The sequence below is a fragment of the Cohnella cholangitidis genome (assembly GCF_014107495.1).
In the GTDB taxonomy this organism is placed as follows: Bacteria; Bacillota; Bacilli; order Paenibacillales; family Paenibacillaceae; genus Cohnella; species Cohnella cholangitidis.
In genome coordinates, this window is the sequence record NZ_CP041969.1 from 6293263 (window position 1) to 6319370 (window position 26108).

Consider the following 26108-nt stretch of genomic DNA (forward strand, 5'->3'; position numbering starts at 1 on the left):
AATTCATGATGGCAATCGTACAGGTCACAACAGTACCACTCGGAACAGGAACGACAAGCTTGGGAGATTACGTAGCTGCCGTATATCAAGTTCTTGAGCAGGCTCAAGAGAAGATCAAATATCAACTCACTCCCATGAGCACGATCATAGAAGGGGAACTGGAAGATTTGTTTGCGGTAGTAAGAAGAATGCACGAGGTACCTTTCGCTAACGGGGCAATGCGCGTGTCGACCTCGATTACGATCGATGATCGCAGGGACAAGATCGGTACGATGGAGCAGAAAGTAAAATCCGTAGAACAGAAGTTGTAGCCTGCTTCTAGACATTTTTATGCCGACAATCCGCGCTGTACCCTGTTCATATAACCCGATAACGACCCTCTATAAATTTCTTGAGACGACAATGACAGCTCGAAGTCTTCCGGCGTTACGAAATAAGACGGTTTGTTAATGGGACGGTAGTTGCTCTGCTCCAATACGGAGGCTACGAAATGAGAACAGAAGAAAGCGTCCTGGCGCGTGATTCGCTTGTTGAGCAAGATGCCGACTAACCCGAGCAAATGGTATTTATAACGCTCGGGGTTGTTCAGCATGGACGAAACGTAATGGCGCATTTTCAGATAATCTTGATCGTCGACCGTGCACCGATAGACCGCGCAGCTTGCGCCGTAGTAGAAGGGATCGTTAAAATTTTCTTTAATGAATCCTCCGACGAACGGATTGTTGACCTTTTTCCTGCCGAAGCTGTATACTTCCTTCATCTCGCCGTCGAACGAGAGAGAGGCATGATTTAGAGACGCTTTGGTAAACCACTTGATCGTTTGGCTGAACAAAGTTCCCGTCTCTGTCAGCACGATGAAGATCTCATTTTGTTTCATATAAAGAAGCTCCTTCCGGAGAACGATTGATTAACTCTAGGTTAATGGAAATGATCACCGTTCTTAACAAACCCGGGTTGAGGTTTCTTCCAGATAATAGTCCGAAGCGAACCCCGACTTCCGTCGGGATGCGAACTCTACCAAAGACTCGAGAGGATGATCTCCTTGCACCGCATCATGATTTGCGAAGATGATCCCAAGTTAGCGAACTTACTAAAAACGAACATCGAGAAATACGGATACGAAACCGGAGTCGTCGAGCATTTCGACAACGTGCTTGCTTTCTTCCAATCGTACGATCCTCATCTTGTCCTGATGGATGTCAACTTGCCTAAATACGACGGTTTCTATTGGTGCAGGCAAATCCGCTCCGTATCCAAATGCCAGATCGTATTCATTTCCGCCCGGTCGGGAGAGATGGATCAGGTGATGGCGCTGGAATACGGAGGAGATGACTACATAACCAAACCCTTCCACATGGAAGTCGTCATGGCCAAGATTCGCAGTCAATTAAGGCGAGGTTACGGCGAATACGCTCCGTTGATCGAGGAAAGAATCGTGAAGCTTGCCGGCTTAAACGTGTACCCGGAACGGATGGAGATAGAACTGCACGAAGCAAGGAGCCAGTTGACCAAAAAAGAAACGGCGTTGCTGGAAATGCTCATGCAGCAATCCCCCCGAGTCGTAAGCCGCGAAGCATTGTTGGAGAAGTTGTGGGACGATCAGTCTTTCGTGGACGAGAATACGCTAAACGTGAATATTACCCGGTTGCGCAAGAAGCTGCAGGAGATCGGCGCGGATAACGGAATCGAAACCGTGCGAGGCGCAGGATACAGGCTTCTTCCGGCATGGGAAGATAGGAAATAGCCGATGAAACTTTTTGCGCGCGAACATATGCCCCTCGTCATCCTTCATGTTGTCCAATTGTTCTTGGTACTGCTTGTATACTGGTTAGACGGTTACCGAAACTTCCTGACGGGCCTGTATTCTATTTTCCTCGGTCTCGTATTGCTTACGGGGTATTTGATCTACCGGTACTATTCGCATCACTCGTTATACCGAAGACTGACCGACCCCATGGAAACGTTGGACGATTCCATTCAAGGGGGCGGCTATACGCCGTTATCCGAGGCGGTCGACCAATTGCTGCAGACGCAATACGGTCATTATCAGCATCAATTGAAAGTTGCCGAGAAGTCCCGCAACGACCATCTGAACTTCATGAATCAATGGGTGCATCAGATGAAAACTCCGCTCTCCGTTATCCGGCTTATGTTGGAGGAGAAAGACGATCCTCAGTCCGCCAGCATACTCGAAGAAGCCGATCGGATGGAGAAAGGGCTGGAGACCGTATTGTACGCGACTCGCCTCGAAACCTTCGATCGGGATTTTCAAGTGACGAGAGTATCGCTAAGAATGATCGTGGAAAAGGTAATACATGAGAACAAAAGGATGTTTATCGGTAACAAAGTATACCCCGAGATGAGAATCGATTCCGAGTTAGTCGTCGAGAGCGACGCGAAGTGGCTAGGCTTCATGCTCGATCAACTCATCACTAATGCCATTAAATATTCTGCCGATTCCCATCAAAAGGTAACTTTTACGTCTTCCGTTTCCGGAACGGAAGGCATTTTGGAAATTCGCGATCGAGGGATCGGAATTCCGTTAACCGACCGTAAGCGAGTCTTTCAGCCGTTTTTTACCGGCGATAACGGACGCAAATATCGCGAATCGACGGGAATGGGGCTGTATTTCGTTCAAGAGATCGCAAACCGCCTCGGTCATCGGATCGAGCTGGAATCCGAGGTTGGGGAAGGCACGTGCGTACGGCTGATCTTTTCCTCCTACCTTACGAAGATGTAAGAAAGCTGAAAGGCAAATCGATAGGGCATCTTCTTCTCTTCGGGTACACTCGGGTTAGAAGCAGACATCGCGCTGCAAGATGTAGAGGAGAGTCGGAACATGGAGATGCTAAGCGTTAATCAGTTAAATAAAATCTACGGGGGTAAGGTTCCTTCCCGAGCGTTAACGGATATCAATTTATCCATCGAGCAAGGAGAATTCGTAGGTATTATGGGACCGTCGGGCAGCGGAAAAACAACGTTACTGAATCTTGTAGCCGCGATAGATACGCCAACGACAGGTGAGGTGCTCATCAACGGCAAAAACCCACACAAGCTTAATAAAGGCGAGCTGGCTCGTTTTCGCCGCAAGGAATTAGGGTTCGTGTTCCAGGATTTCAATCTGTTAAATACGTTAACGGTGGAAGAGAACATCGTTTTGCCGCTAACTTTGGATGGCGAACGGGTAAAGGTGATGGAGGAGAAGGTAGCCGCAATCGCCAAGAAGCTGGGAATTGAGGCTATTCTGAAGAAGAGGACCTATGAGATCTCCGGCGGTCAAGCGCAACGGACCGCGATTGCCCGAGCTATGATTCATACTCCGAAGTTCCTGTTCGCGGACGAACCGACGGGGAATCTGGATTCTAAGGCTGCTAGAGACGTAATGGAGGCCCTAAGCGCTATAAACCGCAATGAAGGAACGGCGATGATGCTCGTTACCCATGACGCGGTTGCGGCGAGTTATTGTCATCGGGTGATTTTCATCAAAGACGGCCAATTATTTAATGAGATTAATTGTGGAGATAACCGCCAAGCTTTTTTCCAGAAAATCATAGACGTTCTGTCGTTGTTGGGAGGGAATGCGCATGACCTTTCGACAATTCGCGTTTAATAACGTGTTGCGCAATAAGCGCACATATGCCGCGTATTTTCTGAGCAGCGCTTTCTCCGTCATGGTATTTTTCGTGTATGCCGTATTCGCCTTTCATCCGGATCTTGCGAGCGGGAAAATTAATAAGCATATCGGTACGGGGATGCATTTCGCGGAATCGCTCATTTACGTGTTTTCTTTTTTCTTCGTCCTGTATTCCATGAGCGCGTTCTTGAAAACCCGAAAGAAAGAATTCGGATTGATGGTCATGCTCGGCATGAGCAATACCCAGCTCAAAACAATGGTATTTCTAGAAAATATACTTATTGGATTCGGCGCGACGGTATCGGGGATCGGGTTAGGGCTGGTCATGTCCAAAATGATGCTGCTTGCCGCCGAAAGTTTCCTTCATCTCGATGAGGCATTGCCGTTCTACATGCCGTTTCAGGCGTTGGCCCTGACTTTTGCCGCATTCGTGGCGCTGTTCGTTGTCATTTCCTTGTTTACGGTCGTCATCCTTAGAGCGAATAAACTCATTGATCTGATCAAAGGGAGTACGATGCCTAAGAAGGAGCCTAAATCATCCGCTTTATTGTCTTGGTTCGCCGTATTGCTGCTAGGCATCGGATATGCGATCGCCTTGATCGTGAAGGGAATGTTCGTCATCTATGCGATGATCCCCGTCACCATCATGGTTATCGTAGGAACTTATTTCTTGTTTACTCAATTAAGCGTGTATGTCATTCACAAGAGCAGGAACAACCGTGCTTTTTTCTGGCGCAAAACGAATATGTTATTCCTGTCCGACCTTGCTTACCGGATGAAAGACAACGCGCGCACGTTCTTCATGGTCGCTATTCTGTCTACCGTGGCTTTCTCGGCGATCGGTTCCTTGGTCGGGTTCAAAACAATGTCGACAGAAGTATTGTTGGACGAGAATCCATTCGCGTTCGAGTATGTGTCCCATAGCGGTAAGACTGCACAAACCGAGAAGGACGTCGAGTTAATCGAGAACGAGCTTAAAAAAGGGAAGTTTCAATACGATAAATTGCAAGCCTCGATGGCGGAACTGCAAACAACCGAATCGGAACACAAAGTATTTGTCGTGAAAGCTTCGGAATATAACGCGATCGCGAGCGCCGCAGGCGAGCAAACGGCCGAGCTCAAGGCGGACGAATCGATGATGGTCTATTATACGAATCGGATCGCCGGCAACCAATCCGGTGAAGCGAAGAACGTTCGCCTTGCTAACGACGACATCGAGTTGAAGCCGGTCGGAAGTATCCCGTCGATCACTTTGCCAACCTATGACGATTATTACGTCGTTACGGATGAAATGTACGAGAACTTGGAAATCAAGCAAATGACCATGTTCTATGCGTTCGACGTCGATCAGATGAAGAAGACGAAGGAGATCGGGGAGAGGCTGGACGAGCAATTGTCCGGAGGTGAGAACCGGTTTAGGTCGCTTGCTTACGATCTGCATTCGATGAACCAAAGCTACGGCGTTGTACTGTTCATCGGATTGTTCATCGGCGCGGTATTCTTCGTGGCTGCGGGCAGTTTCCTCTATTTCAGACTTTACGCGGATTTGCCTGATGACAAGCGCAAATTCACGGCGATTACGAAGTTAGGCTTAACGAACGGGGAATTATCCGGTATTTTGACCAAGCAGCTGCTCATTTTGTTTTTTATCCCGATTGCCGTGGCTACGGTGCATGGTGCCGTTGCGTTAACTTCCATGCAGAATATGTTCGGTTATTCTCTTATGAAAGAGTCCATCTTGGTGCTTGGAACATTCGTGCTCATCCAATTCGTATATTTCGTCGGCATTCGCGCTAGATACGTGAAACAGGTCATTTCGTAGTTGCATAAACTGATAGCGGACATAACAAAAATTATGTAACCTTCAATCTGCGAACATATCCGATAGCTAGCAACAAGGCTGGCACGAAAGTTTGCATCAACGTCCCAAAGATGATGAAGGCTTCCGTAAAATATAAGGTAACATCTAGTAAGTTTTGCAAACCCCAATAGCTGAAAATAATCATCATGAGGCCTATCGCTGTAACAACAGGCCTCATGTCGACTAGATTCAACCATTGGGAGAGACCAAGCGATACGGCATAGTAGAATACCGAGATTTTCACGAAGTTCCCGAGAACCCATATCGCCATGACAACGGATTCGAAATTATCCAAGAAACCCGCGACGCTAATGTAACGAAATGCCGTCATAAGCGGATATTGCATCGAGGACACGTAGTGTCCGAATAAAAACAAAATCAACAAGTTGACGTAGGTTAGACCAATCATGACGAATAGAACGGACAATAACCCCCACTTCATCCCTTTTTTGTCGTCTGATAGGTAGGGGAGCAAGAAGGCGATCAAGAAAAACTCGCTAAACCAAGATTGAGGGATAATCGCCCCGTGAAGGGATGGCATGATGCCATGTTCCATAACGGGTAGTAGATTCTTCAGGTCCAAATCCGGAATTAGAAACAGCATAAAAGTTGCGGGAACCATGAAGATGATCGCGCAGATGAACGCGCTTCTTGCCACGCTCTCTATTCCGTTGCGTACCGCGAATGCCGCGGCCAGAATTAAGGTCGAGCTAATCATAATCATGGGCGTACGAGGAAGGAAAGAGAGTGAAATAAAATCCGAGTATTGCCGAAGAACAACTCCACTGGTGTGCATGTAGAAGAGGATATATGCAAGACCGAGCGCTTTGCCAAGATATCGCCCCAAGATACTTTGACAGTATTGTATAACGGTTTGATTCGGATATAGTTTATTTAATCGATAGGCGATCAATACCGTAATAAATCCTACCAACGAGGCAAGAATGGGGGATAACCAGAGGTCATTATGAGCATATTTTCCCGTAATCCCAGGTACGATGAGTATCGCCGTCGCCATGATGGTCGGGTACATCATAAAACCCATCTGATAAGCGGATATTTTTCCTTTTTCGATCATCGTTTCCATCACCTCTCCATTACATATTAAGTAGCTTCGATACCGGCTTAAAGATGGATTCGAGCAACGTTGTCGGTCCTGCCAAATACTGCAGATCAAATTGGGCTAAAATCCATCCGAGCAAAATCAGCACGATAAATGAAGCTTTATCTTTTCTAGGATAATGCTTCATTTTCGGCCACTCGTAAGCAACGATTGCGGCTATAACTACTGCGGTGCCGATCATCACTCTCCAATTCATTGTTTTTTCACCTCGTCTTCCGGTACGGCTGCCGGTACGGTACCCAGTCCCGGACGTCGAATGTTCACTTGTATATTCATGTTCACTTGGACCGTGGGGAACACTTCATCCCAGTTCTTCTGAACTTCTTCCCATTGTTTGGGGTAGATTCGGTGAAACTCTTCCGCGAAACCCATAATATCCGCCTTCATTTCTTTTTGCACCTTCTCCAAAGCGTCTTCGATTCTATTCGCGATGCTTTCTTGAACCGCTTGCTCCATCACTCTAAGCAAGTCAGGATTCATTGGATCTAGATTCGTTCCGTTTTGCACCAAGTCGCCCTCTGTTTTGATTTTTAACGTCATTAACCAATTGCCGTTACGGATATGCGGCGTCAGTTTAATCGATTGATGGGACGGATTCATCGTAATATACCCTTCGTTTGCGCTTCTGGGTTTAACCGTAATCGTCGCTTTCTCCAATTCCTTGCGCATCCATAATACTCCCCTTGTTAATCTCATCGAGATACTGCCGACCAATTTATCCCCCTTAAATACTCCGGTACCAATGACGAAGGGAATTTTCTCGGTTTTCTTTTCCCCTTTCTGAGGATGAGATATCCCTAGCATCGGAAGGGCTGCCGCGCCGCCATCCGTATTGAGCGACACAAGAAAGTCTTTCATCGTAACCTTCATGCCAATCTGCATATCGGAAAATCCCCTCATTACTTCCGCCGAATAACGTTCGAGAGGAGGGAGCACGGAGAGCGTCTCGGAAGCTTTGCCTTTGCTTACGTACATATAGGCTCTCTCTCTCGGTTGAGGATGACGCGCTAGAAAATCCATTTCTTCTTTCACGCCGTTACGGGCGAATTGCTCGCCAAGTACGAACACTTTGCAATGTCCCCAGAACACTTTGCGGGGAAGCTTCGATTGAAGCTTGGACATCGCATCCGCGATATTGTGCCCTTTTCCCGATCTTACCAACGTTAATTTTTGCCCGCCGCTGGATGGACCGCCGCCCATTCCGCCTCCTCCTCCGAGAGCGCGCGGGATAAACACTTGCAAAGAAAGCTCAATTCCGCGGTCGTCAATCTTATCGATGGATGCTGCCGTAATGATGGCCATATCATTAATCTCAGTACGATCCCAACAACCGTTAAGCAGCAAGGCAACTCCGATCCAAATTGCGGCAGGGAAAATGCAAATCGTTGTTTTGTTCAAGGGGAACGCTCACCTTTCGAGTTTCGCGTACGAATAAAGGCAACCAGCATTAGAAGCATTGGTATTAAAGTTTGATACAGAAGAGAGTAAACCGGCCAGACCAACGTCGAATATTCGCTTAGATCCATTTGACTAGGCAGGCTCCAGAAACTTATTAACGCAGTTAGAAAACCGATCGGCATTACGAGAGGACGATAATCGGAAAGATTGAACAATTGAGCGGATCCCAGCACAAGCGCGTAAAGCACGATCGTAAATTTGATGAAATTGCTCAATACCCAGATCGCGACGATAATCGATTCAATGTTCTCGAAAAAATTGGCGTAGCTAATATAACGAGTAGCCGACAGCAGGGGATATGTAAGTCTCGGCAGCTCGCTTCCGTACATGAAGAGTACGGTCAGATTCGTAATGACTAACGTCAACATCGCCATGACTACGGAAATCGCCACCCATTTTATTGCTTTATCCCCATTCGACAAGTTTGGAAGCAGAAAGGAGATGAGCAGCGTTTCCGCAAACCACCCTTGCGGGGTAAGAGCGCCTTTTATCGTCGGCACAAGTCCATGCTCGAGAACTGGTAAAATGCGTTCAAGCTTCATATCCGACGTAAGAAACGCAATTAATAATATAAACGTTAGGAAATAGAAGGGGATGATGATCTGCGATGCTCTTCCGATACCTTCAACGCCTCCTTTTACCGCCAAGCAACAAACAATAATCATACTTCCTACGATGATGTACATCGGAGTGAATGGAAGCGAAGTACCTACAATAAAATCGGCGTATATCCGTACACCGTGCCCATTCATCACGAGATAGAAAAAGAGATAGCTAAGCCCGAGCAGCTTACCGGGAATCCGGCCTATGATAAGCGGGATGTATTGAATAATCGTACGCTTGGGGTAAAACTGATGCAGCCGATATGCGGTATACACGGCAATCATGCCGATCATAGCCGCCCAGATCGGCGATATCCACAAATCATTCTTTGCATACCTGCCAATAACAGAGGGAACCGAAAGGAGCACTGTTCCTACGATAGTGGCATACATCATCAATGCCAATTGAGCGGCGGAAATTTTTCCTTTCTCCAGCATCGTATACAGACCTCGATTCAGGTTAAGGGTTCATTTATTGTTGTCGGGACTCGGTTTTTGACCTGGCGCTTGTCTGGTTAAGTTCGTATTCTCCGTATGATGGGGACGTGTATCCATCATCCACCAAGGCGCTCTCCATGCCACGTCTTTAAGCTCCGAGCCTTTAAATGGGGCTATCGTGCTGAGATAGGGCACTCCGAAGGACCGCAAATTGCATAGATGGATGATGATCATGATGACCCCTAGCATGATCCCCAGCAATCCCAATGTACCTGCAAGGAACATAATTGGAAAACGAAGCAGCCGAATCGCTATTCCAATGACATATCGTGGAATCATGAAAGAGGCAATACCCGTAATCGCGACGACGATAACCATAGGCGCCGAGACGATCCCCGCTTGAACGGCGGCCTGCCCAATCACTAGCGCTCCGACGATGCTTACCGCGGCGCCTACTTGCTTGGGCAAACGAACTCCGGCTTCCCGAAGCACTTCGAACGTAACTTCCATTAGCAATGCCTCTATGAGAGCCGGGAAAGGAACGGATTCCCTGGACGAGGCCATAGTAATCAATAGAGCCGTAGGCACCATCTCCTGATGATACGTTAGAACGGCAATATAAAGAGAAGGCAACAATAAAGATAAGGCAATAAACGTATAGCGTAACCAACGGATGGTCGTGCTGATGAAAAATCTCTGATAGTAATCTTCATGCGATTGGAGCAAAGAGAAGAGCGTGGTCGGAACGACCATCACAAAAGGCGATCCTTCCGTTAAAATGACGATGCGACCTTCAAGCATGGCGCTGCAGGCGGTGTCCGGCCGTTCTGTTGTCTTCACTTGCGGGAAAGGCGAGTATGGATTATCCTCGATCATCTCCTCGATATAATTGCTTTCCAGAATACCGTCGATCTGAATTCGCTTCAAACGTTGCCGAGCTTCTTCAAGAACCGTTTTATCGGCAAGCCCTTCGATATAAGCGATCATCACTTGAGTCTGCGTATAGTTGCCGATCTTAATAGCTTCGATCTTGAGGGCGGGACTCTTGATGATTCGTCTCAATTGCGAAGTGCTTACACCGATCGTTTCCGTGAAACCTTCCCGAGGTCCCCGTATTCCCGACTCTGCGGTCGGCTCTTCAATTGATCGCGCGGCCCACTTATTCAAACCTAGCGCAAGACCATCCGTTTCTCCTTCTACCAGTAAAACGGGATTGCCCACGGACAAGGCTTCCACGCAATCCGCATAAGACTTAACGGTCTCGACTTTGGAAATATGGACTTTATTCTCAAGCAAGCCATAAACGGACAAGCCTACTGCCGCTTCGCCCATAAGTGGCGCTAGAAGGTTGTCATTGACTTCTTCCGTATTCGTGAGCCCTTCAATATAAATTAAGGTTGCTCTCGTTTTTCCACCGACCAAGAATGGACGAAATACGACATCCAAGCAGTTGGAATAGATCTCTCGCAATGTTGTTTCATTCAATTGATAATTATCGGTCAGGGGGGAGGATGGCTTGGTTTCTGGCTTCTGTTGGTTGTTGCTTTTAGAACGGCCAGACAACAGTCTGCGATAGTTTCTAATCAAAGCTCCTCCCCCTTACGCAATAGGGATCCGAGACGCATTGAGTCAGAATCCCCATTTTCTTCCTGCTCCTTATTGTGCCATTTCAGCAGGATGATATTCATCTTTGAAAATCCGAACCATAATAAGCCAAGACCGGATTCGCATCATAGAATAGGTCAGAACGCTTGAAAGATCATTCCATACTGAAGAGGGAGCGAATAGAAATTTGAAATTCATCGCCTATTATTTGCCCCAATTCCATCGAGTTCCGGAAAACGACGAATGGTGGGAAGACGGTTTTACGGAGTGGACTTTCACACGTCGAGCGAAACCGTTGTTTTCGGAGCATTATCAGCCAAGGGAACCTTACCGGAACCGGTATTATGATTTAATGGATCCTTCCGCGAGGCAGAAGCAAGCAGATCTCGCACGGAAATACGGGATTTACGGTTTTTGTTACTATCATTATTGGTTTCAAGGAAAGAGGTTGTTGGAAAAACCGTTCAATGAAGTGTTAAGATCGGGTCAACCGGATTTCCCTTTTTGCTTAAGCTGGGCAAACCACAATTGGGTAAAGTGGAACGGAGTAGGGGAATCCACGAAAGATCGGCTTCTTCTTCACCAAGATTACGGGGATGAGAGCGACTGGAAGCAGCATTTCGACTATTTGCTCGGTTGTTTCCAGGATCCTAGATACATTCGTTATCAAGGAAAGCCGATATTTGTCATTTATAACGCTGCAGGCATTCCGAATTGTACGGAGAGATTAGCATACTGGCAGCGATTGGCCCAAGAAAACGGTTTGAAGGGAATCTATTTTATCGAGACGATAAACGCCTTTCGCGATGCGGACGTTCCAGGATTCGAAGCAACGATCATCTTCGAACCTAACTATACGATGCGGCTCGATCTAGGTCCTCTTAAACGTTACAAAAGGATTAAGAACCCTAACGCGGCAACTCGACGCGCTCTTAAGCTGTATGATTACGATGAGGTTTGGCGGCGAATCTTAGAACGCAATGTCTCTCGCAAAGGAAAAGAAATTATCTTCGGAGCTTTTAACGACTGGGACAACACCCCGAGAAGGGGATTTAACGGATCTATGCTTAAAGGCGCTTCGCCGGAGAAGTTCGGAGCTTACTTATCCGCCGGCATCAAGAAAGCTAAAGAAAACTATCACTCGGAATTCATGTTCTTCAATGCTTGGAACGAATGGGGTGAAGGCGCCTACCTCGAACCCGACAAAAAATACGGCCGCCGGTATTTGGAGGAATTAAAGAAAGCGGTTGATGATAATACCTAAAAAGAAAATTTTACCAAATTTAAAAATGTAGCAATCATAAAATGATCGTGATGATGTATATAAGATCAGCAAAACAGTAATAATCATTAATATGGTTAATTAATGACGACATATGAAGTTATTGCAAAACGAATTCGTTAGCAAATATCGATATACGAATAACAAGTAATTAATAACGTTTGAAGCATTCGCAAACAATTACACAGTAAATTCGAAGCTATGAATATTAAACAACCAGAACTCAACGATAACAATGATCGATGAGTTCTGGTTAGAAGATTGAGTTGTATTAGACAATAGATAAACACAATACATACATGACGTAATATAGTAAGCGATTGGTACAATAGCCGTACAGTATAGTAACTGTATATGCTCACTTAAATCTTCGGATTACTTTTTCACAAAACCCGTATTTTGCACATATGTACATACGGAGTCCTTAAACACTAGTCGAAATTACTGTGTAGCGACATGAACATACTACCCTTCGCGACATGAACATACTCGCAAAAGTTTTTGCGACAAGAACATGCTGGCATAAGTAATACTTCAAGAAAGTTTTGCGACAAGAACATAGTGTCATATAGCTACAATCATTTGTTGTGGAGAATGACTGATTAATTATTTCTAAAGTTCCAACTTAACTACATAGTAAGTTATTAGTACAGATAAGGATGATTACTGTTACTTTGAGTCCTTAATCTCAATCATAAATAAAACAAGACACCCCCTACTCTTTATCGTTCTTCAGATTCTTATATGGACAATGACATTGTTTATGTTTTGACTTAATGTTCTCCCAAACGTGTACTTCAGTTCGATTTTTTTTATTTCTAATCATAACGAAAGGTAATGGTTCATCCACAAATGGAGAATAGTAATAATAGTACACTTTACCGTCTATCATATATTTCTTTTTAGCGGCAAATTCTAACCAATTATAAAAGTGCTTTAAAAGTATATGGTAGAATAAATGATTAATTGCCCACTTAGTTCGTTCAATGTCTAATACATTCTCTTTCTTGTTTTTGTAGATTCTTACTCCCCTAAAGTACTCCTGATGTGCCGCTGATAAAAGCCCCGTGTGGTTCTTCCTGTAAGTTTTATAATGTGGTTTAATAACATCTGAATGTTTCATTAGACCTTCAATACAAACTCTCCAGTTCAAATATGCATATGCGTAAGGACAAGTCTCTTTTTCTTTGAAGATTTTCTTCAAGCAACGTATATGATCTTTCAAAACAGTCCTCCGAAGTCTTGCTGCCAAAGAACTATAAGTTTTTTCTGTTTGCTCATAAATCTCTTCATCAATACGCTCATTAAAGAACATACTCCCCCAATAATCATTTTTCTTTATCGATTTCTCGTAGTTTTTTTGCGTCTTCCCTGCAATAAGTTTATTTGAGTAATAGACTGTTTGCTTGCAATTGCTGTCATCCATAAATGTTGTATCTACTTGACTTAAGCAAATATTTAATAAGTCATTTTGTACTTCTAATACATTTGGTTGTATAAAGATAACATTTTTCAGTAAATCAATCTCATTTTCATTTAATTTAAGCAAACGCAAAATAGCCGGCGAAACAATTTCCGGCTTGTGTGTAACCCATTTTTTTAGCATACTTTTGGTATTTTTAACGAATTCATAACCGCACTTACAACGATATAAACATATGTCATCATTGATTGAATAAAGTATTCGTTTGTAGCATTTTGGACAGCCTTTGTACAACTTGGCATGCGGGTGAAAGGGGCAATTATTAATCACATTTAATTGGTGAAATATACTATGGTATCCCTTATGAAGACATATTTTACAATAAGTCAATTCTTCTCTAAATAAGTTTTTTTGGGGTAATCGTTCTTTGAGGAGTTTTATATTTTGCTGAGAGATTTCTTTTACTGGTTTCAATAATATTTGATTTATTTTATCGGTACATATCCGATCCATATTTTCTAAATTTGTATTAATCTTGGTCAATGATAAATGCTTTAATGCATTTAATTCATCAGTTCCAAATGTAGTTAAGAAATCTTTGCTAAAAATAGAATTTGCATATTTATACTTTTCAAAAACACTCCAAGGTGATTCGTAGTTTTTTATCCAATCAGGATTCCAAGTGTAATGAGTGTTTTTATTTGTTTTATCCGGTAAAAGAATAATTTTTGAATTCAATCGGTTACCCCCTGATTTACCTCTGATTGAATATACCCGGAATGTTTAATTGCATCTGACCATTGTGTCTTACTTAAACGTTCAAGATCATGCCCATTTCTTCCGAAACGACGTAAGACATAATCTATTGTAAGAGTAAAATATTGCATTGGAATCTCTGATATCTTAAACAAACCTGCTTCATTTCTTGCAGAAGCGAATGACTCAAATAAATCTGTCGCACAATCCTCAAGCCTCATTCCTCTTTCAAAAGCATCCGGGAAAAAGTATCTAGTAAATGACAACCCAGATCCTACAGGATAGTCTGAATATTGATCGTAACCGGCAAGACATGTTTGTACGTCATCTAAGGTCTTTATTCCAGAAAATTTGTAATCATCAATCATAAATCGACCAACGAGCTGCAATTTATTTGCAAGCTGAAATGCGCTTCGCTGATGAATTAGTTCCTTTTGCCCTACCAAAATTGCTGTTAGAAATATTCCATTACTGTCTAATTCATTGTATATATCCATTAACCAACCATATTGCATTTCAACGAGGCGTTGCGCGTCATCAAGAAAAAAAACTAGCCTATGTTGCTTCGAAGCATCAACCGTTTCGAGTAAGAATTTTGTGAGTCTATCTCGTTTGTGAGAAGCTTTTCCAGAGGATGGATGAGCATGTTTAATGTCCCTTAAAATATCTTCGAAAATACTCCCTCGTTTGCATTTTTGTATTGCCGGCATTTAAGACTAAAGATAGGTATATTTTGATTGAAATCACTTGGTAACACATGCATTAAAAAATTTATTGCACGTGTCTTTCCTAGCCTTGGTCGTCCATATACAATTCCACCAGGAACTCTATTGTCTATCCATCTCGATAAAGTTTCTCTAAGAGATTCTATTTGATTTGTCTGTAATAGATAACGGCCGGTTTCAATTGGATGTGATTGAGGAGGTAATAGTGGTCTATGTTGAAACTCTTGTAAGTACGGTGTGGACGAAGTTTCTGCATTTATTAGCAATTGCTCCTCCCTCCTAGAAGGTAATGGTTTTAAAGTTTTTCTCAACTCTTTTTATTGGATTATTACCTCTAGAAATATCAACGATATTTGACGGTTTATTTGATTGATCTTCATTTGCAGTTAGTTTACTTTCATCTGCATTCTTATCATTTATTTTTTCATGCTTTTTCTTTTTCCGCTGCTGTTCAACTAAACGATTTCTGCTTTGCTTATTAGTTAAAGCTTGTTCTTCCAAATATCGATGATAACAATCTATTGGATCATCTTCTGACGTGAAAAATAGCAATTTCCTAGCTTTTAATTTATTTATTTGTAAACGTGTCTGTAGTGAATGTGGAGTTATACCCCACTTCCCGACAGCAGTTAATGATCCAAATTCACTTCCATCCGGTAAATAAGCTTGTAGCACCCTCAAATCATCAATGTTAATGATCAAATCCATTGTTACCCCTATAAGTTCTGAACTTCTTGATAAGATATCATTTCTGTAGTCTACACCTTCATAATGGATAAATGGACGTCTGCCTTCTTTAATATTTCCATTGACCTTACGTTTAGCTTTTGCAGATAGAAAAATGGCGTCCCCTCTTTTTTCTTCAGGCATTATGCGTGGTATTAATCCTCTTTCAATTCTTTGTTCAAGAATTTCAAGTGGCGTAAAATTATTTAATCCTTCATTTGGAGTCCCATTATAGTCAGAAATAAGTACATCAGTTAATTCTTCAAGATGTTCAAATGAAATCGAATATTTAACAGCATTAATTTCTGGGTTGTTTCTTCTTGGATCCTTTGGGTTGTTACCAGTTGTATTTATCATTCGATGATAGCCACTTTCTTCAAGAACCCCAAAGAATCTTTCTATATATCCTCTTCGTACAGGCACTGCAACTGGGCCGGCGTTAGTTGAGCATCCTACTACATAATCTAAACGATCCGTTACTAGGGCTGATAAATTTGATTTGCCATTATCATAAAGTAACTCATCCCAAAGTCCCCATTGCATATCAGGAAAACATTCGCTAGGAAAGCCTCCTCGTTCTTTATGACTTAATCCCGGAATTGTTAGTTCTTTTTTGGTCTTCGGAATTACACAATTTTTAATGCATTGCATTACATCAGGTGCGGTATATTCGATATTAGCACTTAAATAATAGCCAACGATTGCTCTTGTTGCGACATCCAAAATTACTAACAACCAAAGTCGTTCCAGGACTTTGGTTATTTCATCACCATCTGGCGTCTTAAAAGTTATTGAGAAGATACCATCTATTCTATGTCCATCAAACTGTACTCTTTCAAGTGGGCGAAGAATTGATAAATTGTGTTCATTATTTATTCCAGTTGTATTGGCTATTTTTGACGCTGCTTCCCCACTACGTTTAGCAGCAAGAGCAAAATTCTGATTATCAAGTTCCTTTAAGTAGCGCTCTAAAGAACGTTTTGCTAATGTTTGTGTTGTAAATGGGTACATATGCTCCTTCAAGCCAATTGCCTTACACTTTTCAATAAACTTCTTGTGAATATATTTAGCTTTCATTTTGGGATCAGTTAATTTTCTTCTGTTATTTTGAAAATAATACGCCTCAATTTCTTCTTTAAGTATAGGATAAGTTTTAAGTAGATCGGAAAACATGCCCGAATAATTAGAACTGTTTCCACGATCAAGTCTTTTATATTGAATCAGCTTTTTTTGCGGAATAAGGCCACGATATCCATAAACCTCACCATTCGCATTTTGCATTAAGCAACGTCTAATGAGTCTACGTAATGTATTGAAATCAATTCCTACTTCTTGTCGAATTGTTTTTATAGGGTGTTCGCTAAAGTACATATCAATTGCTTTTTTTCTCTTTAGATAAACTTCTTTTTCATCAGGAGTTAAATTATCTATTAGTACATTTGGCCAAGATTTTATATCCAATGCCTCTTTTGAATAAGAATGATCTTCAGTTATTCTTCGTTTGGGCATTTCTCCACACCTCCAAAGAAGGTCCAATTACACATGAATCAATATTTGCATTGAAATATCCCAAGTAAATGAGGATACAAATCGATTCACGGATTCTTTGAGGACTTAGGCTATACAATGTACTTTCAATGTCCCGAAGACTCATCTTTTTATCCTCTATACAATTCATGATTCGATGTTTATCCATCTCTATAGGCGCAATACGATTCCGAGTATACGAAATGATTTGTTTTAAATTCGATAGGTACAATGAGTTGCTTCGAATAGTCGCATCCGTTTTGATTTGATATTTTTTATTGTTTGAGCGGCACCATTCTTCTTGTGCACTCGTCTGTCGAATAGTTCTTTCATATTTAGGATTGCCAGGTTGAAGTTCTGATTGATATTTTACTTCAACGAACAACTCAGTCCCATCGGTGAAAAGGATCCACATATCAAAAATCGAATCAACAACCTCTCCATTCATTGAGTGGCGTATTTTTAATGGCTGCTCACAAAATGACTTCACTTTAGGGTTAGTTTCAACATGTACCCAATGGTCATACTCTAGGTCACTATAGAATTGGACTTTTCTATTAATTTTCGAGCTTAAACCGGTCCAATAATTACTTCCATACTTCATATTTCGTCCAATAGTTATCGGTGTATACATGGTCCATCACCTCAAATAGCCTTTCATTTTTTTACGATAGATCGGTATTTTAATTAAATCAATACATTCGACAAAGCTTCCTAGTATATCTGTTAATGCGATTAAAAACACAAAAAAACGCCATTATTGGCGGCCTAAGCAAGTTGATATTAGTTATCGAACACTTCTTTATGGATATTTATCATTCTCTGTATCTCACGCTTGTTTTGAAGCATTAGTTTTGAAATATAAGTGTTAATGAGTTGCGCCTTCTCAACGTCAGGACTATCAACACTAATATCCCCGAAGTAAAAAAACTCTGGCAATTTCATTTCCAACGCAACAATGATTTTTTCAAGAGTATCTAAGGAAATGTTCCGTTCTCCCCGTTCGACTCCACCAATATATGTACTTTGAAGTTGGGCCCGTTCTCCAAGTTGTTCTTGTGTTATCCCACGTTCTTTTCTTATTTGCCGGATTCTTGCTCCAACTAGATTGGATAGTTCCGCCATTCATACCACCACCTGAAATAAGCGTAGGAAAGTATTAATGCGAACGACAGATCACCATACTATATATTCCATTGATAAAACCACTTATAAGTTTTATATTTGTGTAATAAACACATCATGGAGTGAACATCAATGGATAGAACTATGCCTCAACAGATAGTAATTGAAAACGTAATACAGAGCAAAATGCGAGGAAAAGTAATTTATCAGAGTAGTGTACCTGCAGCAGTAGCACTAAGTCTGACCGTAGTTAAACCGTTTGATGATGCTTCTGGTAAGGGGTATCAAAGACCAGTTGACCCAAAAAGGTGTCATGATTTTGCCCTCTACCTTTCTAAAGGTGACGATGCACTTTTCACACCAATTCTTCTTAATGCAAGTGCGAATTGGGAGTTTAATGCCTACGATAAGCAAAGGTTAAACATTGGTAGATTATTTTGCAAAGGAAAAGCATCTCTAATGGATGGACAACATCGAGTCGGTGGTATTAAACGATATGTTCAAGAAACCAATGCGGATATCATGGTTCCATTCCTCGCTTTTCACTCGCTTGATGAAGACGAGGAAATTCAATTATTTGATACAATTAATACAAAAGCAAAAGGAATCGGCCCTTCGCTAAGTAAATATTTGCGTAGAGATTCCGATGAATTAAGTTGGATCGCTACTGAGCTATTGGTTCGTAAAGACAGTCCTTTTTATAACATTGGAAGTATTATTGGTAGACGTGTTAAAGGACGTCACATTACTTTGCAAAACCTGTATCGAACTCTTCACTTTTTGTTCAAAAAGGAAGAAATCACCTTAATGCCTAAAGAGGAAAAATTAAACATTGCCCTCTTTTACTACAATTCTATAAAAGAAACATTCACCTATGAATGGCTAGATTATAGTGGTCATAGAATAACACACATTGTTTGTCTTGATGCTTTGTCTATTGCGGGTGGATCGATTCTAAATGAGTTTTTTTCGATTGAGAATAAAAAAAGTGATTATAACTCAATGACTAGAGCAATATTTCAACTAAAGAAAGTTGATTGGGGATCTAACGGACATCTACGGTATTTAAAAGGGTTGTCTGGTTCAAAAACACTGGCAAGTGAGCTTACAAACATTATGCTAAGTAACAAATGAAAGAGTTGAATTTCAAATAGTCACATGAAATATTAGCAAAAAGAGCAATCTTATTGATCGCTCTTTTTTACTTTGAAGTTAACTTAGTTTTCAAGGAAAATAAAGTATTAGACTACAGGTGTTGACCCTACGCGGTTTTTCGAAATCACAAAACCATCTGACTTCGAAAAAATAAGTAATAGATTGACCCAAATAATAGAAAAAGCGGCAGCCAGAGATGTGAAAATAAAGTCCTAGATTACCGCTGTTTTATTGAACTTCATTTTCCGTTTAGCTTAACAGGGTTTTAGTATGACGTGCTCCAGGTATCGTTGCAAGGATCCGGTCACGTAACCGCTCGCCAAGTTCCTCAACAGACCTCCAGACGATATGATTCATCTGTCTCGTGTCAAAGTGGCAGTTCTTAATATCGTCTTCGTGGACAGTCCAGATGACTTCCAGGCCGAGTCCTTTCGCATACCCGGCCTCGTAATATACACCGTGTTTTTGCTGCGTAAAATCCGCTACTACGAACCTAGAATTCTTAATCTCGTAAATGATCCGGTCCACGATGTTTTCATTATGCTGAACGATGTCGACGGTGACCGGTTCAAAGCCCGTCTCGCGGATCCTCGGCATGACATGTTCCTTGAACGAATGTAGCAGATCAAGTGAAAAAGACATTGCGATAAAGCATTGGGTTGACTTAATTCGTCGGTTAAGAAGGTCGTATCCTATCTCCAACCCTTCTGGAGTCATGATAGTACCCCGTGAAGAGATGTCTACATAACCCTTCGGATCTAAATACCCTTTGGATTTCAAGTAGTCCAATAATGAATATAATTCCGTTGACTTTGGTGAGTATGTCAGATTGAAATCTGTTTCGCTTAAGTAGACCGGTTCCCCGATAACCGCAGTGTTTCGGTACAGATATACGATCAACTTGTCCACCTTATCACGAACGTGTTTCGGAATGAGCGGAGAACGGACGATCTGGTCAATATTGTCCGCGTCAATATGTACACGTTGAGCATCTTCGGATAACTCACGTATGTAACCAGAGATGATGTGCTCTTGGTACTGTCCCATCTTATAGTCGTCATAACAATTACGATCAATCGTATACCAGCCCTTCCCTGCGGTGCAGAGACAGGAGAAATACAAAACTTCGTCTTTAATTTGGGTTTGGCCGATTGTTTGACAGAACAGACATGGCAAGTTTTCAGGCAAGATCATATGGTGAAGTCCTCCTCGATAATATCAGCCTATAGAGCACAACACCGTTCTCAGTACATGTGTCGACGTTCCATCAAATCTAAATACGTTTATATGTACCAGATTCATAATGTAATTCAACTTCTGCCCATTACCTTAATGGCGCATTATTAGTCTCACTCTATAACTTTATTTTTCAGTCTTATACGGTATTTTCTTTCAACACTTAGAATATTAGTTTCCTTCAATACTTGGTCCATTTGATAGAAAATCTACTAATCTGATTGCTTTCTTTGCAGCTGTATGAGCTGGAATATAAAGTTCTGTGCTTAATACTGCTAGTAGACCAGGTAGATCTTCCTCATCATAAGCAGACTCAGCCAAAATTCTAATCCAGTACAATTTAGATCGTGTATCATCAATTTGAACTCTATTCTCAATAATATCTATTAGCACGTCCCCAATGCTTATGTTTCCTTCATATGCTTCAGTGATAACAACCTCAGCATCTCTAGATAACTCCCTATAAGATCCTTTACTTCTTTGTATTGATTCATTTAAGTGCTCTTTCTTAGATTCTGCGCTTTCATGGGCTAATAAGAGTTCCTGAACAAATGGCGTTATTTCAGATAATGGAGTATTGTTAATGATTGAATCTAAGCCTTGAATTATTTCAGTCCTTCTATTTCGTAAATAACCTGAACCAATTTCAATTACCCTTAGAATTTGAGCCTTTAATTGATTTAAGTCAACAGTTGCTCTTACTAAAAACCAGAATGGTCCCGCTGTTCCGTTTACCGAGAGACTGGAGACAATAAAAGGCCATGATTCATGTGGAGTTAAGAATTGACCAGTCTGTATAACGTTCAGATTGTTCAATCGTAATACAAATGCATCGAGAACAAAATCTGCAGGTGGAAGATCTAATGTACCTTGTGTCAATCTACCGTTTGCATTACCTATATCTGCGAACCATTGATCACGAATTTGCGTGAATTCTCTCCTTAGATATTGTGGGGCTATGGGTAATGCATTTGGGTCATTATTTCGAACAACAACAGGAAGCCCTTCCCCCCCACCATTTACTCTTAAAAGAGTAGCCGGTACTGCATTCTCAAGAACATTTAGTAAATAAGCAATATCTCCTTCACGTGGTGAAATAGAAATTCTGTCAAACGCATTTAGCCATTCTGGCTGTTCTTCTGGTATTTCTGGCAATACTAAAAATACTGAAGATAATAGTCGTGCTTGTTCATTCAGATTCGTGGTTTCTCTAATACTACGTGCTATATCTTCAACTACAAGTGTCCTATCCCTAACTATGTTAGGTGTTTGAGGGATATTGGGAAGGTATGGTTTAATTCTATTTGACAATGCTAGTTCATTTAGAAAAGAAATAACATCATTAGCTGCAATTAAACTCACATCAAATGAAGGTCCGTTTCCTGTATGAAGACCACTTGCTCTTAAAGTTATTAGCAGTTTAAATCTGCGGGTGTGCTCATAAATCTTGGTAAGGTGCTCTGTCGGATTTTGAATCCCTTTTGAGATAAAACTTAATCGTGGAACTGGATTTCTTAATAATCTTCTGAATTCTTCTAATATTGTTGCACCAGACTTAAAATGACCATTACTTAGTTGTAAGGCATCCGGACCATTAACTTGAATTAACATCGAGCTCATAGCTAATTCAGCTGAAACTCCAATAAGTCCAATTGGAGCTGCATTATTTACATTAGCATCCCTTAAGATTAACCTTCGCGGTAGTCCTAAACCCGCAATTGCTAGACTGAGAGATTCTGCACTTGCTTCAAGTAATCGAATCGAATCTTTTCTTAAGTAAGTTGGCATTCAAGTATCCTCTTTTTGTTAATATATTGTTTTACGATACTTGTTTAAGTAGTAACTTGAAAGCAGAAAGAATGCTATGATAGACAGCTTACTGCTTAAGGATCAATTAATTAGCCTCAGTGAGCTTTCCATAAGTGGTTCTAAGCTATTAGTCTTTTGGAGAAGTATTCAATCCTTTTTTTCCCTAACAGACTGAATAATAAAATAAGAGTTTGAAAATTACGTCCTTAAAATTATTCACTTGACTGTTTATACATGGATAGCATTGGAACAAGATTCTCATATGGACGAATTCTAGTATGAAGTAGGAACTCATCCGTTTTAGTTAGACTGTCTCTAAACAACTGGATATTCCCACCGAACAATTCAACGATCAACGACCACTGTTCTTCTAACATTGCTCCATCTTGTAGTAAGTTTTCGAGCAATGGTCTAAAACCCGACCTCCATGTATAACATCCAATGGGTGTCCAAGGCCCCAAATAATGCTCGTGGTGTCCAATATAAATCACACTTAGTAACCACTCAAACAGATCAAAAGAATCTGTATACTCTTCAATAGTAGGTAGGATGGACTTTAAATATGGTTGTAGTGTTTCAAATAAATGTTCACTTGCAGGTGTATATGCATTGGGTATTCTTCCCGGAAGAATCTTTTCACTACTACTGAAAACTGAATATACATGATGCTCTGAAATAAAGGTGACTAAGGAGCGCTCATTTGATTTATACCGGCCCCTATGAAGTAAAATGGTTTTTAGCCAGTCATAGCGTTTATATGCGATTGCCGAGATACCTGCAGCATACATGGTTAGTAGTGCGGGGTAATGTCTTAACTGAATAAGCCAAGTTGAACCGCCCTTTAATGGTAAGGATCCTCCTATTCTAGAAAGTGCGTTTTTATATATTTCATGGTGTAGTGGATCATCTCCAAAAGCAGCTAGTGGGATGATTAAGCCCAATAACTTAGATGTAATGTGAGGATATTGTTCCACTTGCATTAAAAATTCATCTTGCACACCTGATAAAGACATATCTAAAATTCTATTTCTAACGGTTGCGCTTTCCTCATTGATAACATCTTGCAAAAGTATATTTTGATTGGTTGAAACTAACTTCTTACTTAAGGCTAAGGCTAAATCAAATGTTAGTGGATGATTCTTTTGGGCGTTTGAGATACCCTCAATCTGGTTTCTGAGTGCCTCAAAGAAGTTATCCGCCCCGTCCATTCGAATCACCTTTGCATGGCGATGTTGAATTAGCCTCTCCGCAGCTTCTGACACACCCCCAACTGCGAGCCAAAACCACGAATAGCGCCTATTGATGGCGCGATACATAGCTTTTTTCAATGCTTCATCCCATTCCCCCGACCAACCTGCTACAATTAAACCAAATTCATCAAGGATTCGATCTAAAACTGTATTTACTTCATCTGGATAAACACTTAATTCTTCTGGTGTATTTCTAATCCGTGTATCCCGGTAATCACCATGAATTTTAATGATCGTGCAATTTGAATGTATAATTGGGCGAATGCCTTTTAGCGCGTCTTCCGTGCTAGCTACGTCAAAAGATACCCCCTCTTCTTGAAGTGCCATTTCCATAAGTGGGTCAAAATTTGTTGTAAGAATTACTCTTATGTATCCCATTTTAACTAGCCAAGCAATCGCTTTATGTGCAGGCGTTGGTAGTTTATGCCCTGATTCACGCGTTGCCTCTGTCTGTTCAAAGTACTGTTTAAGTAATGCTTGCCGTTCGTCGGGCGTACTGCAGATCGTTTCGAGTAAATCATCATATCTAACTTCTAGCCCGAATTTCTCTGTATACCATCGGTCAGGAGAACCTTTTGTATTTTCCCCATGTGCAGCTGCTAATTTCTCGCATAAATCAAGAACAATTTGCCAGCCAGTAGGTATTTGTGCGCTGCGGGAAACACCAGAACCTAATAAAACAGCATAAACCCCAGGAGTAGAATGAATTGAAAAAGCTAACGAAATCATAGGATCCACGATAACACCCCCATATTTTTTCTAATATATCATAATGCTACCAAAACATCTGTAACGAAGAAATGTGTAACCTCAGGATTTTTTGAAAATAATATTTCTAAATGGTAACATCAGTTCCGCGGAGAATCCTCTAAGCAAATACTTTCAAGCGATTTAATATGTAGCAGTCCATTGCTAGTCCACGAAAATTTTGATATGACATAACAAGGGGTTAAAAGGATTATTCTGGTGATCACCCTTTATCGAAATTGGTATAGATTATATAGACTTCCTAATTAGGATTGGAGAATTATGGATGGATGAACTAATAGTAAAGATAAAATCTATGGATGTTTATCACAATACAAGTTATTACACTTGTCATTTAGAATTGCCACTATGGCGCCACTTTAGTGGAAGTGAATGGAATGGTATTCCATTTTATATTAGTTCATTGTGTAAAGAAACAAAGCGTTTAATCATTGAAAGCCGTTTGTCTCAAGAAGAAATATTGTATTTCATCGCAAATTCAAAGGGTAATACCTCATATTTTTTTGTTGCGCAGAACATTCTTGTTTATGGTATTTCAAAGAATTTAAATGATATAGAGAGATTTTCTATAGTCTCAGGAGAAGTTCGTTTACCAAATGACATTATAATTGATGTAGATATTTTATCTTGTGCAGTTGCTTGTTTTGTGCTGGATGGGAATATATATAAAGATTGGAATTTTGATAGTATTGTTCCGAACGAACGATTTACTTATCCTATCACCGACTACAGACTTACTAAAGTAAATAATGTTGATTTTCGGCAGAATGGTTTTATATTCGATAATAAATATTATCTTTATAATATATTTATAGATAGAAATCGAATTGAATTATTTGACAAAATGCCAGCTGTGTTTCAGATAATATCTGACAATATAGATTTGAAAAAAGCAGATTTTTATTTGAGATTAGATGAACGATTAGCAACGCCATTAGCAGAAGCAAATATTGCTCAACGTCTAGCTTTTGAAAAGTTTAGAGGCCCATCATTTCGATTTTCTAATACAAAAATAGAACAAATAAAAAATATTATCGTGCATTTCGACCCATCAACATATAACAAAATTCTTATGGTAATTAAAAAGGACTACGACAGCCTTCACAATGAAGAATTTTGGCATATTGAAGTAGAACAACTACCATATGTTGATAGAAGCAAACAGGTTAAAAATATAATTACCACTTTTATTCATGGAAAGTATTATCCATTCCGGAAAACATTTAGGCATATTGATTTTATAAAGAATCAATACCCTATTGATAAGTACTGTGATAAACAGGATGACCGTTCAAAAGAAGATGTACAAATTGATTACTATACTACAAAGGACTGTCATTATAAGATATGGTGTGTTGAGAATATAGATATTTCTGAAGAAACCTGGTATAAACTTGTAAGTATATCTTTACCAGAACAATATAGGATATTATTTGATGAAATTCTTGAAATTAAATAAAGAAATCAGAAGCAAGAAGTTATTAAAATAATTGGAGGGATTTTTTAAATTTTGGCATGCCAATCGATCACGAGAATTCGAAGAAATTCTTGTGAACGCACTTTTCCGTATTACATGTTGGGTGTCAAGAATTTGTACCGATTAAT

22 protein-coding genes are annotated in these 26108 nt (G+C 40.9%); 8 read left to right on the plus strand and 14 right to left on the minus strand.

Going from position 1 to position 26108, the window contains the following annotated elements:
- The first annotated feature begins 8 nt into the window (after positions 1-8).
- On the plus strand, positions 9-311 hold the full coding sequence (locus FPL14_RS28945) for an MTH1187 family thiamine-binding protein (protein ID WP_182304215.1): 303 nt from the start codon (positions 9-11) through the stop codon (positions 309-311).
- A gap of 17 nt (positions 312-328) precedes the next feature.
- Here the strand turns inward: FPL14_RS28945 and FPL14_RS28950 are convergent, their stop codons facing one another.
- The gene (locus FPL14_RS28950) at positions 329-877 is read right to left on the minus strand and encodes a hypothetical protein (RefSeq protein WP_182301008.1); all 549 of its coding nucleotides are present in this window, start codon (positions 875-877) and stop codon (positions 329-331) included.
- Between the two features lie 165 nt (positions 878-1042).
- Here FPL14_RS28950 and FPL14_RS28955 point away from each other — a divergent pair, with 165 nt between their 5' ends.
- The 4 genes from FPL14_RS28955 (at position 1043) to FPL14_RS28970 (ending at position 5456) form a co-directional block, all read left to right on the plus strand.
- Positions 1043-1744, plus strand: a complete 702-nt coding sequence (locus FPL14_RS28955) for a response regulator transcription factor (protein WP_182301009.1) — start codon at positions 1043-1045, stop codon at positions 1742-1744.
- A 3-nt stretch (positions 1745-1747) separates the two neighbouring features.
- The gene (locus tag FPL14_RS28960; protein WP_182301010.1) at positions 1748-2740 is read left to right on the plus strand and encodes a sensor histidine kinase; all 993 of its coding nucleotides are present in this window, start codon (positions 1748-1750) and stop codon (positions 2738-2740) included.
- Between the two features lie 99 nt (positions 2741-2839).
- Positions 2840-3610, plus strand: a complete 771-nt coding sequence (locus FPL14_RS28965; RefSeq protein WP_182301011.1) for an ABC transporter ATP-binding protein — start codon at positions 2840-2842, stop codon at positions 3608-3610.
- Positions 3585-5456: an FtsX-like permease family protein gene (locus FPL14_RS28970; protein WP_182301012.1), complete on the plus strand. Its 1872-nt coding sequence runs from the start codon at positions 3585-3587 to the stop codon at positions 5454-5456. The genes FPL14_RS28965 and FPL14_RS28970 overlap by 26 nt, the downstream gene beginning before the upstream one ends.
- 31 nt (positions 5457-5487) lie before the next feature.
- Here the strand turns inward: FPL14_RS28970 and FPL14_RS28975 are convergent, their stop codons facing one another.
- From FPL14_RS28975 to FPL14_RS28995, 5 genes are read right to left on the minus strand one after another with little or no spacing between them, the layout of a single operon-like run.
- Positions 5488-6573 (minus strand): GerAB/ArcD/ProY family transporter, encoded by a 1086-nt coding sequence (locus FPL14_RS28975; protein WP_182301013.1) that lies wholly within the window; start codon positions 6571-6573, stop codon positions 5488-5490.
- Between the two features lie 19 nt (positions 6574-6592).
- Positions 6593-6814: a hypothetical protein gene (locus tag FPL14_RS28980; protein WP_182301014.1), complete on the minus strand. Its 222-nt coding sequence runs from the start codon at positions 6812-6814 to the stop codon at positions 6593-6595.
- On the minus strand, positions 6811-8016 hold the full coding sequence (locus FPL14_RS28985; RefSeq protein WP_229263714.1) for a Ger(x)C family spore germination protein: 1206 nt from the start codon (positions 8014-8016) through the stop codon (positions 6811-6813). Before FPL14_RS28985 ends, FPL14_RS28980 begins: the two co-directional genes overlap by 4 nt.
- Positions 8013-9116 (minus strand): GerAB/ArcD/ProY family transporter, encoded by a 1104-nt coding sequence (locus FPL14_RS28990; protein WP_182301015.1) that lies wholly within the window; start codon positions 9114-9116, stop codon positions 8013-8015. Before FPL14_RS28990 ends, FPL14_RS28985 begins: the two co-directional genes overlap by 4 nt.
- A 30-nt stretch (positions 9117-9146) precedes the next feature.
- On the minus strand, positions 9147-10703 hold the full coding sequence (locus FPL14_RS28995; protein ID WP_407644632.1) for a spore germination protein: 1557 nt from the start codon (positions 10701-10703) through the stop codon (positions 9147-9149).
- A 205-nt stretch (positions 10704-10908) separates the two neighbouring features.
- On the opposite strand from FPL14_RS28995, the gene FPL14_RS29000 reads away from it, so the two are divergent.
- Complete coding sequence (locus FPL14_RS29000) at positions 10909-11985, plus strand: glycosyltransferase WbsX family protein (protein WP_182301016.1); 1077 nt, start codon at positions 10909-10911, stop codon at positions 11983-11985.
- 733 nt (positions 11986-12718) lie between these two features.
- On the opposite strand, the gene FPL14_RS29005 is transcribed toward FPL14_RS29000, so the two are convergent.
- The 5 genes from FPL14_RS29005 to FPL14_RS29025 all read right to left on the minus strand — a co-directional run bounded on the left by FPL14_RS29005 (position 12719) and on the right by FPL14_RS29025 (position 18285).
- A complete protein-coding gene (locus FPL14_RS29005) occupies positions 12719-14164 on the minus strand; it encodes a hypothetical protein (RefSeq protein ID WP_182301017.1) in 1446 nt (481 codons plus the stop codon).
- Positions 14161-14892 carry a P-loop NTPase family protein gene (locus tag FPL14_RS29010; RefSeq protein ID WP_324617856.1) on the minus strand — a complete coding sequence of 244 codons (732 nt, stop codon included), beginning with the start codon at positions 14890-14892 and terminating at the stop codon, positions 14161-14163. The genes FPL14_RS29005 and FPL14_RS29010 overlap by 4 nt, the downstream gene beginning before the upstream one ends.
- Positions 14893-15186: 294 nt before the next feature.
- Entirely contained in the window at positions 15187-17142 is a 1956-nt protein-coding gene (locus FPL14_RS29015) for a hypothetical protein (protein ID WP_182301018.1), read from the minus strand.
- Positions 17120-17794: a TnsA endonuclease N-terminal domain-containing protein gene (locus tag FPL14_RS29020; RefSeq protein WP_182301019.1), complete on the minus strand. Its 675-nt coding sequence runs from the start codon at positions 17792-17794 to the stop codon at positions 17120-17122. Before FPL14_RS29020 ends, FPL14_RS29015 begins: the two co-directional genes overlap by 23 nt.
- 149 nt (positions 17795-17943) lie before the next feature.
- Positions 17944-18285 (minus strand): helix-turn-helix domain-containing protein, encoded by a 342-nt coding sequence (locus FPL14_RS29025; RefSeq protein WP_182301020.1) that lies wholly within the window; start codon positions 18283-18285, stop codon positions 17944-17946.
- 132 nt (positions 18286-18417) lie between these two features.
- Between FPL14_RS29025 and FPL14_RS29030 the strand changes: the two genes are divergently transcribed.
- Entirely contained in the window at positions 18418-19419 is a 1002-nt protein-coding gene (locus FPL14_RS29030; protein ID WP_182301021.1) for a DGQHR domain-containing protein, read from the plus strand.
- A gap of 270 nt (positions 19420-19689) precedes the next feature.
- On the opposite strand, the gene FPL14_RS29035 is transcribed toward FPL14_RS29030, so the two are convergent.
- The 3 genes from FPL14_RS29035 to FPL14_RS29045 form a co-directional block, all read right to left on the minus strand.
- Complete coding sequence (locus FPL14_RS29035; RefSeq protein ID WP_182301022.1) at positions 19690-20634, minus strand: hypothetical protein; 945 nt, start codon at positions 20632-20634, stop codon at positions 19690-19692.
- Positions 20635-20847: 213 nt separating this feature from the next.
- Positions 20848-22464 (minus strand): hypothetical protein, encoded by a 1617-nt coding sequence (locus tag FPL14_RS29040; protein ID WP_182301023.1) that lies wholly within the window; start codon positions 22462-22464, stop codon positions 20848-20850.
- Between the two features lie 233 nt (positions 22465-22697).
- Positions 22698-24464, minus strand: a complete 1767-nt coding sequence (locus FPL14_RS29045; protein WP_229264031.1) for an SIR2 family protein — start codon at positions 24462-24464, stop codon at positions 22698-22700.
- A 304-nt stretch (positions 24465-24768) separates the two neighbouring features.
- Here FPL14_RS29045 and FPL14_RS29685 point away from each other — a divergent pair, with 304 nt between their 5' ends.
- Positions 24769-25962 (plus strand): hypothetical protein, encoded by a 1194-nt coding sequence (locus tag FPL14_RS29685; protein WP_220471196.1) that lies wholly within the window; start codon positions 24769-24771, stop codon positions 25960-25962.
- The last annotated feature ends 146 nt before the right edge of the window (positions 25963-26108 follow it).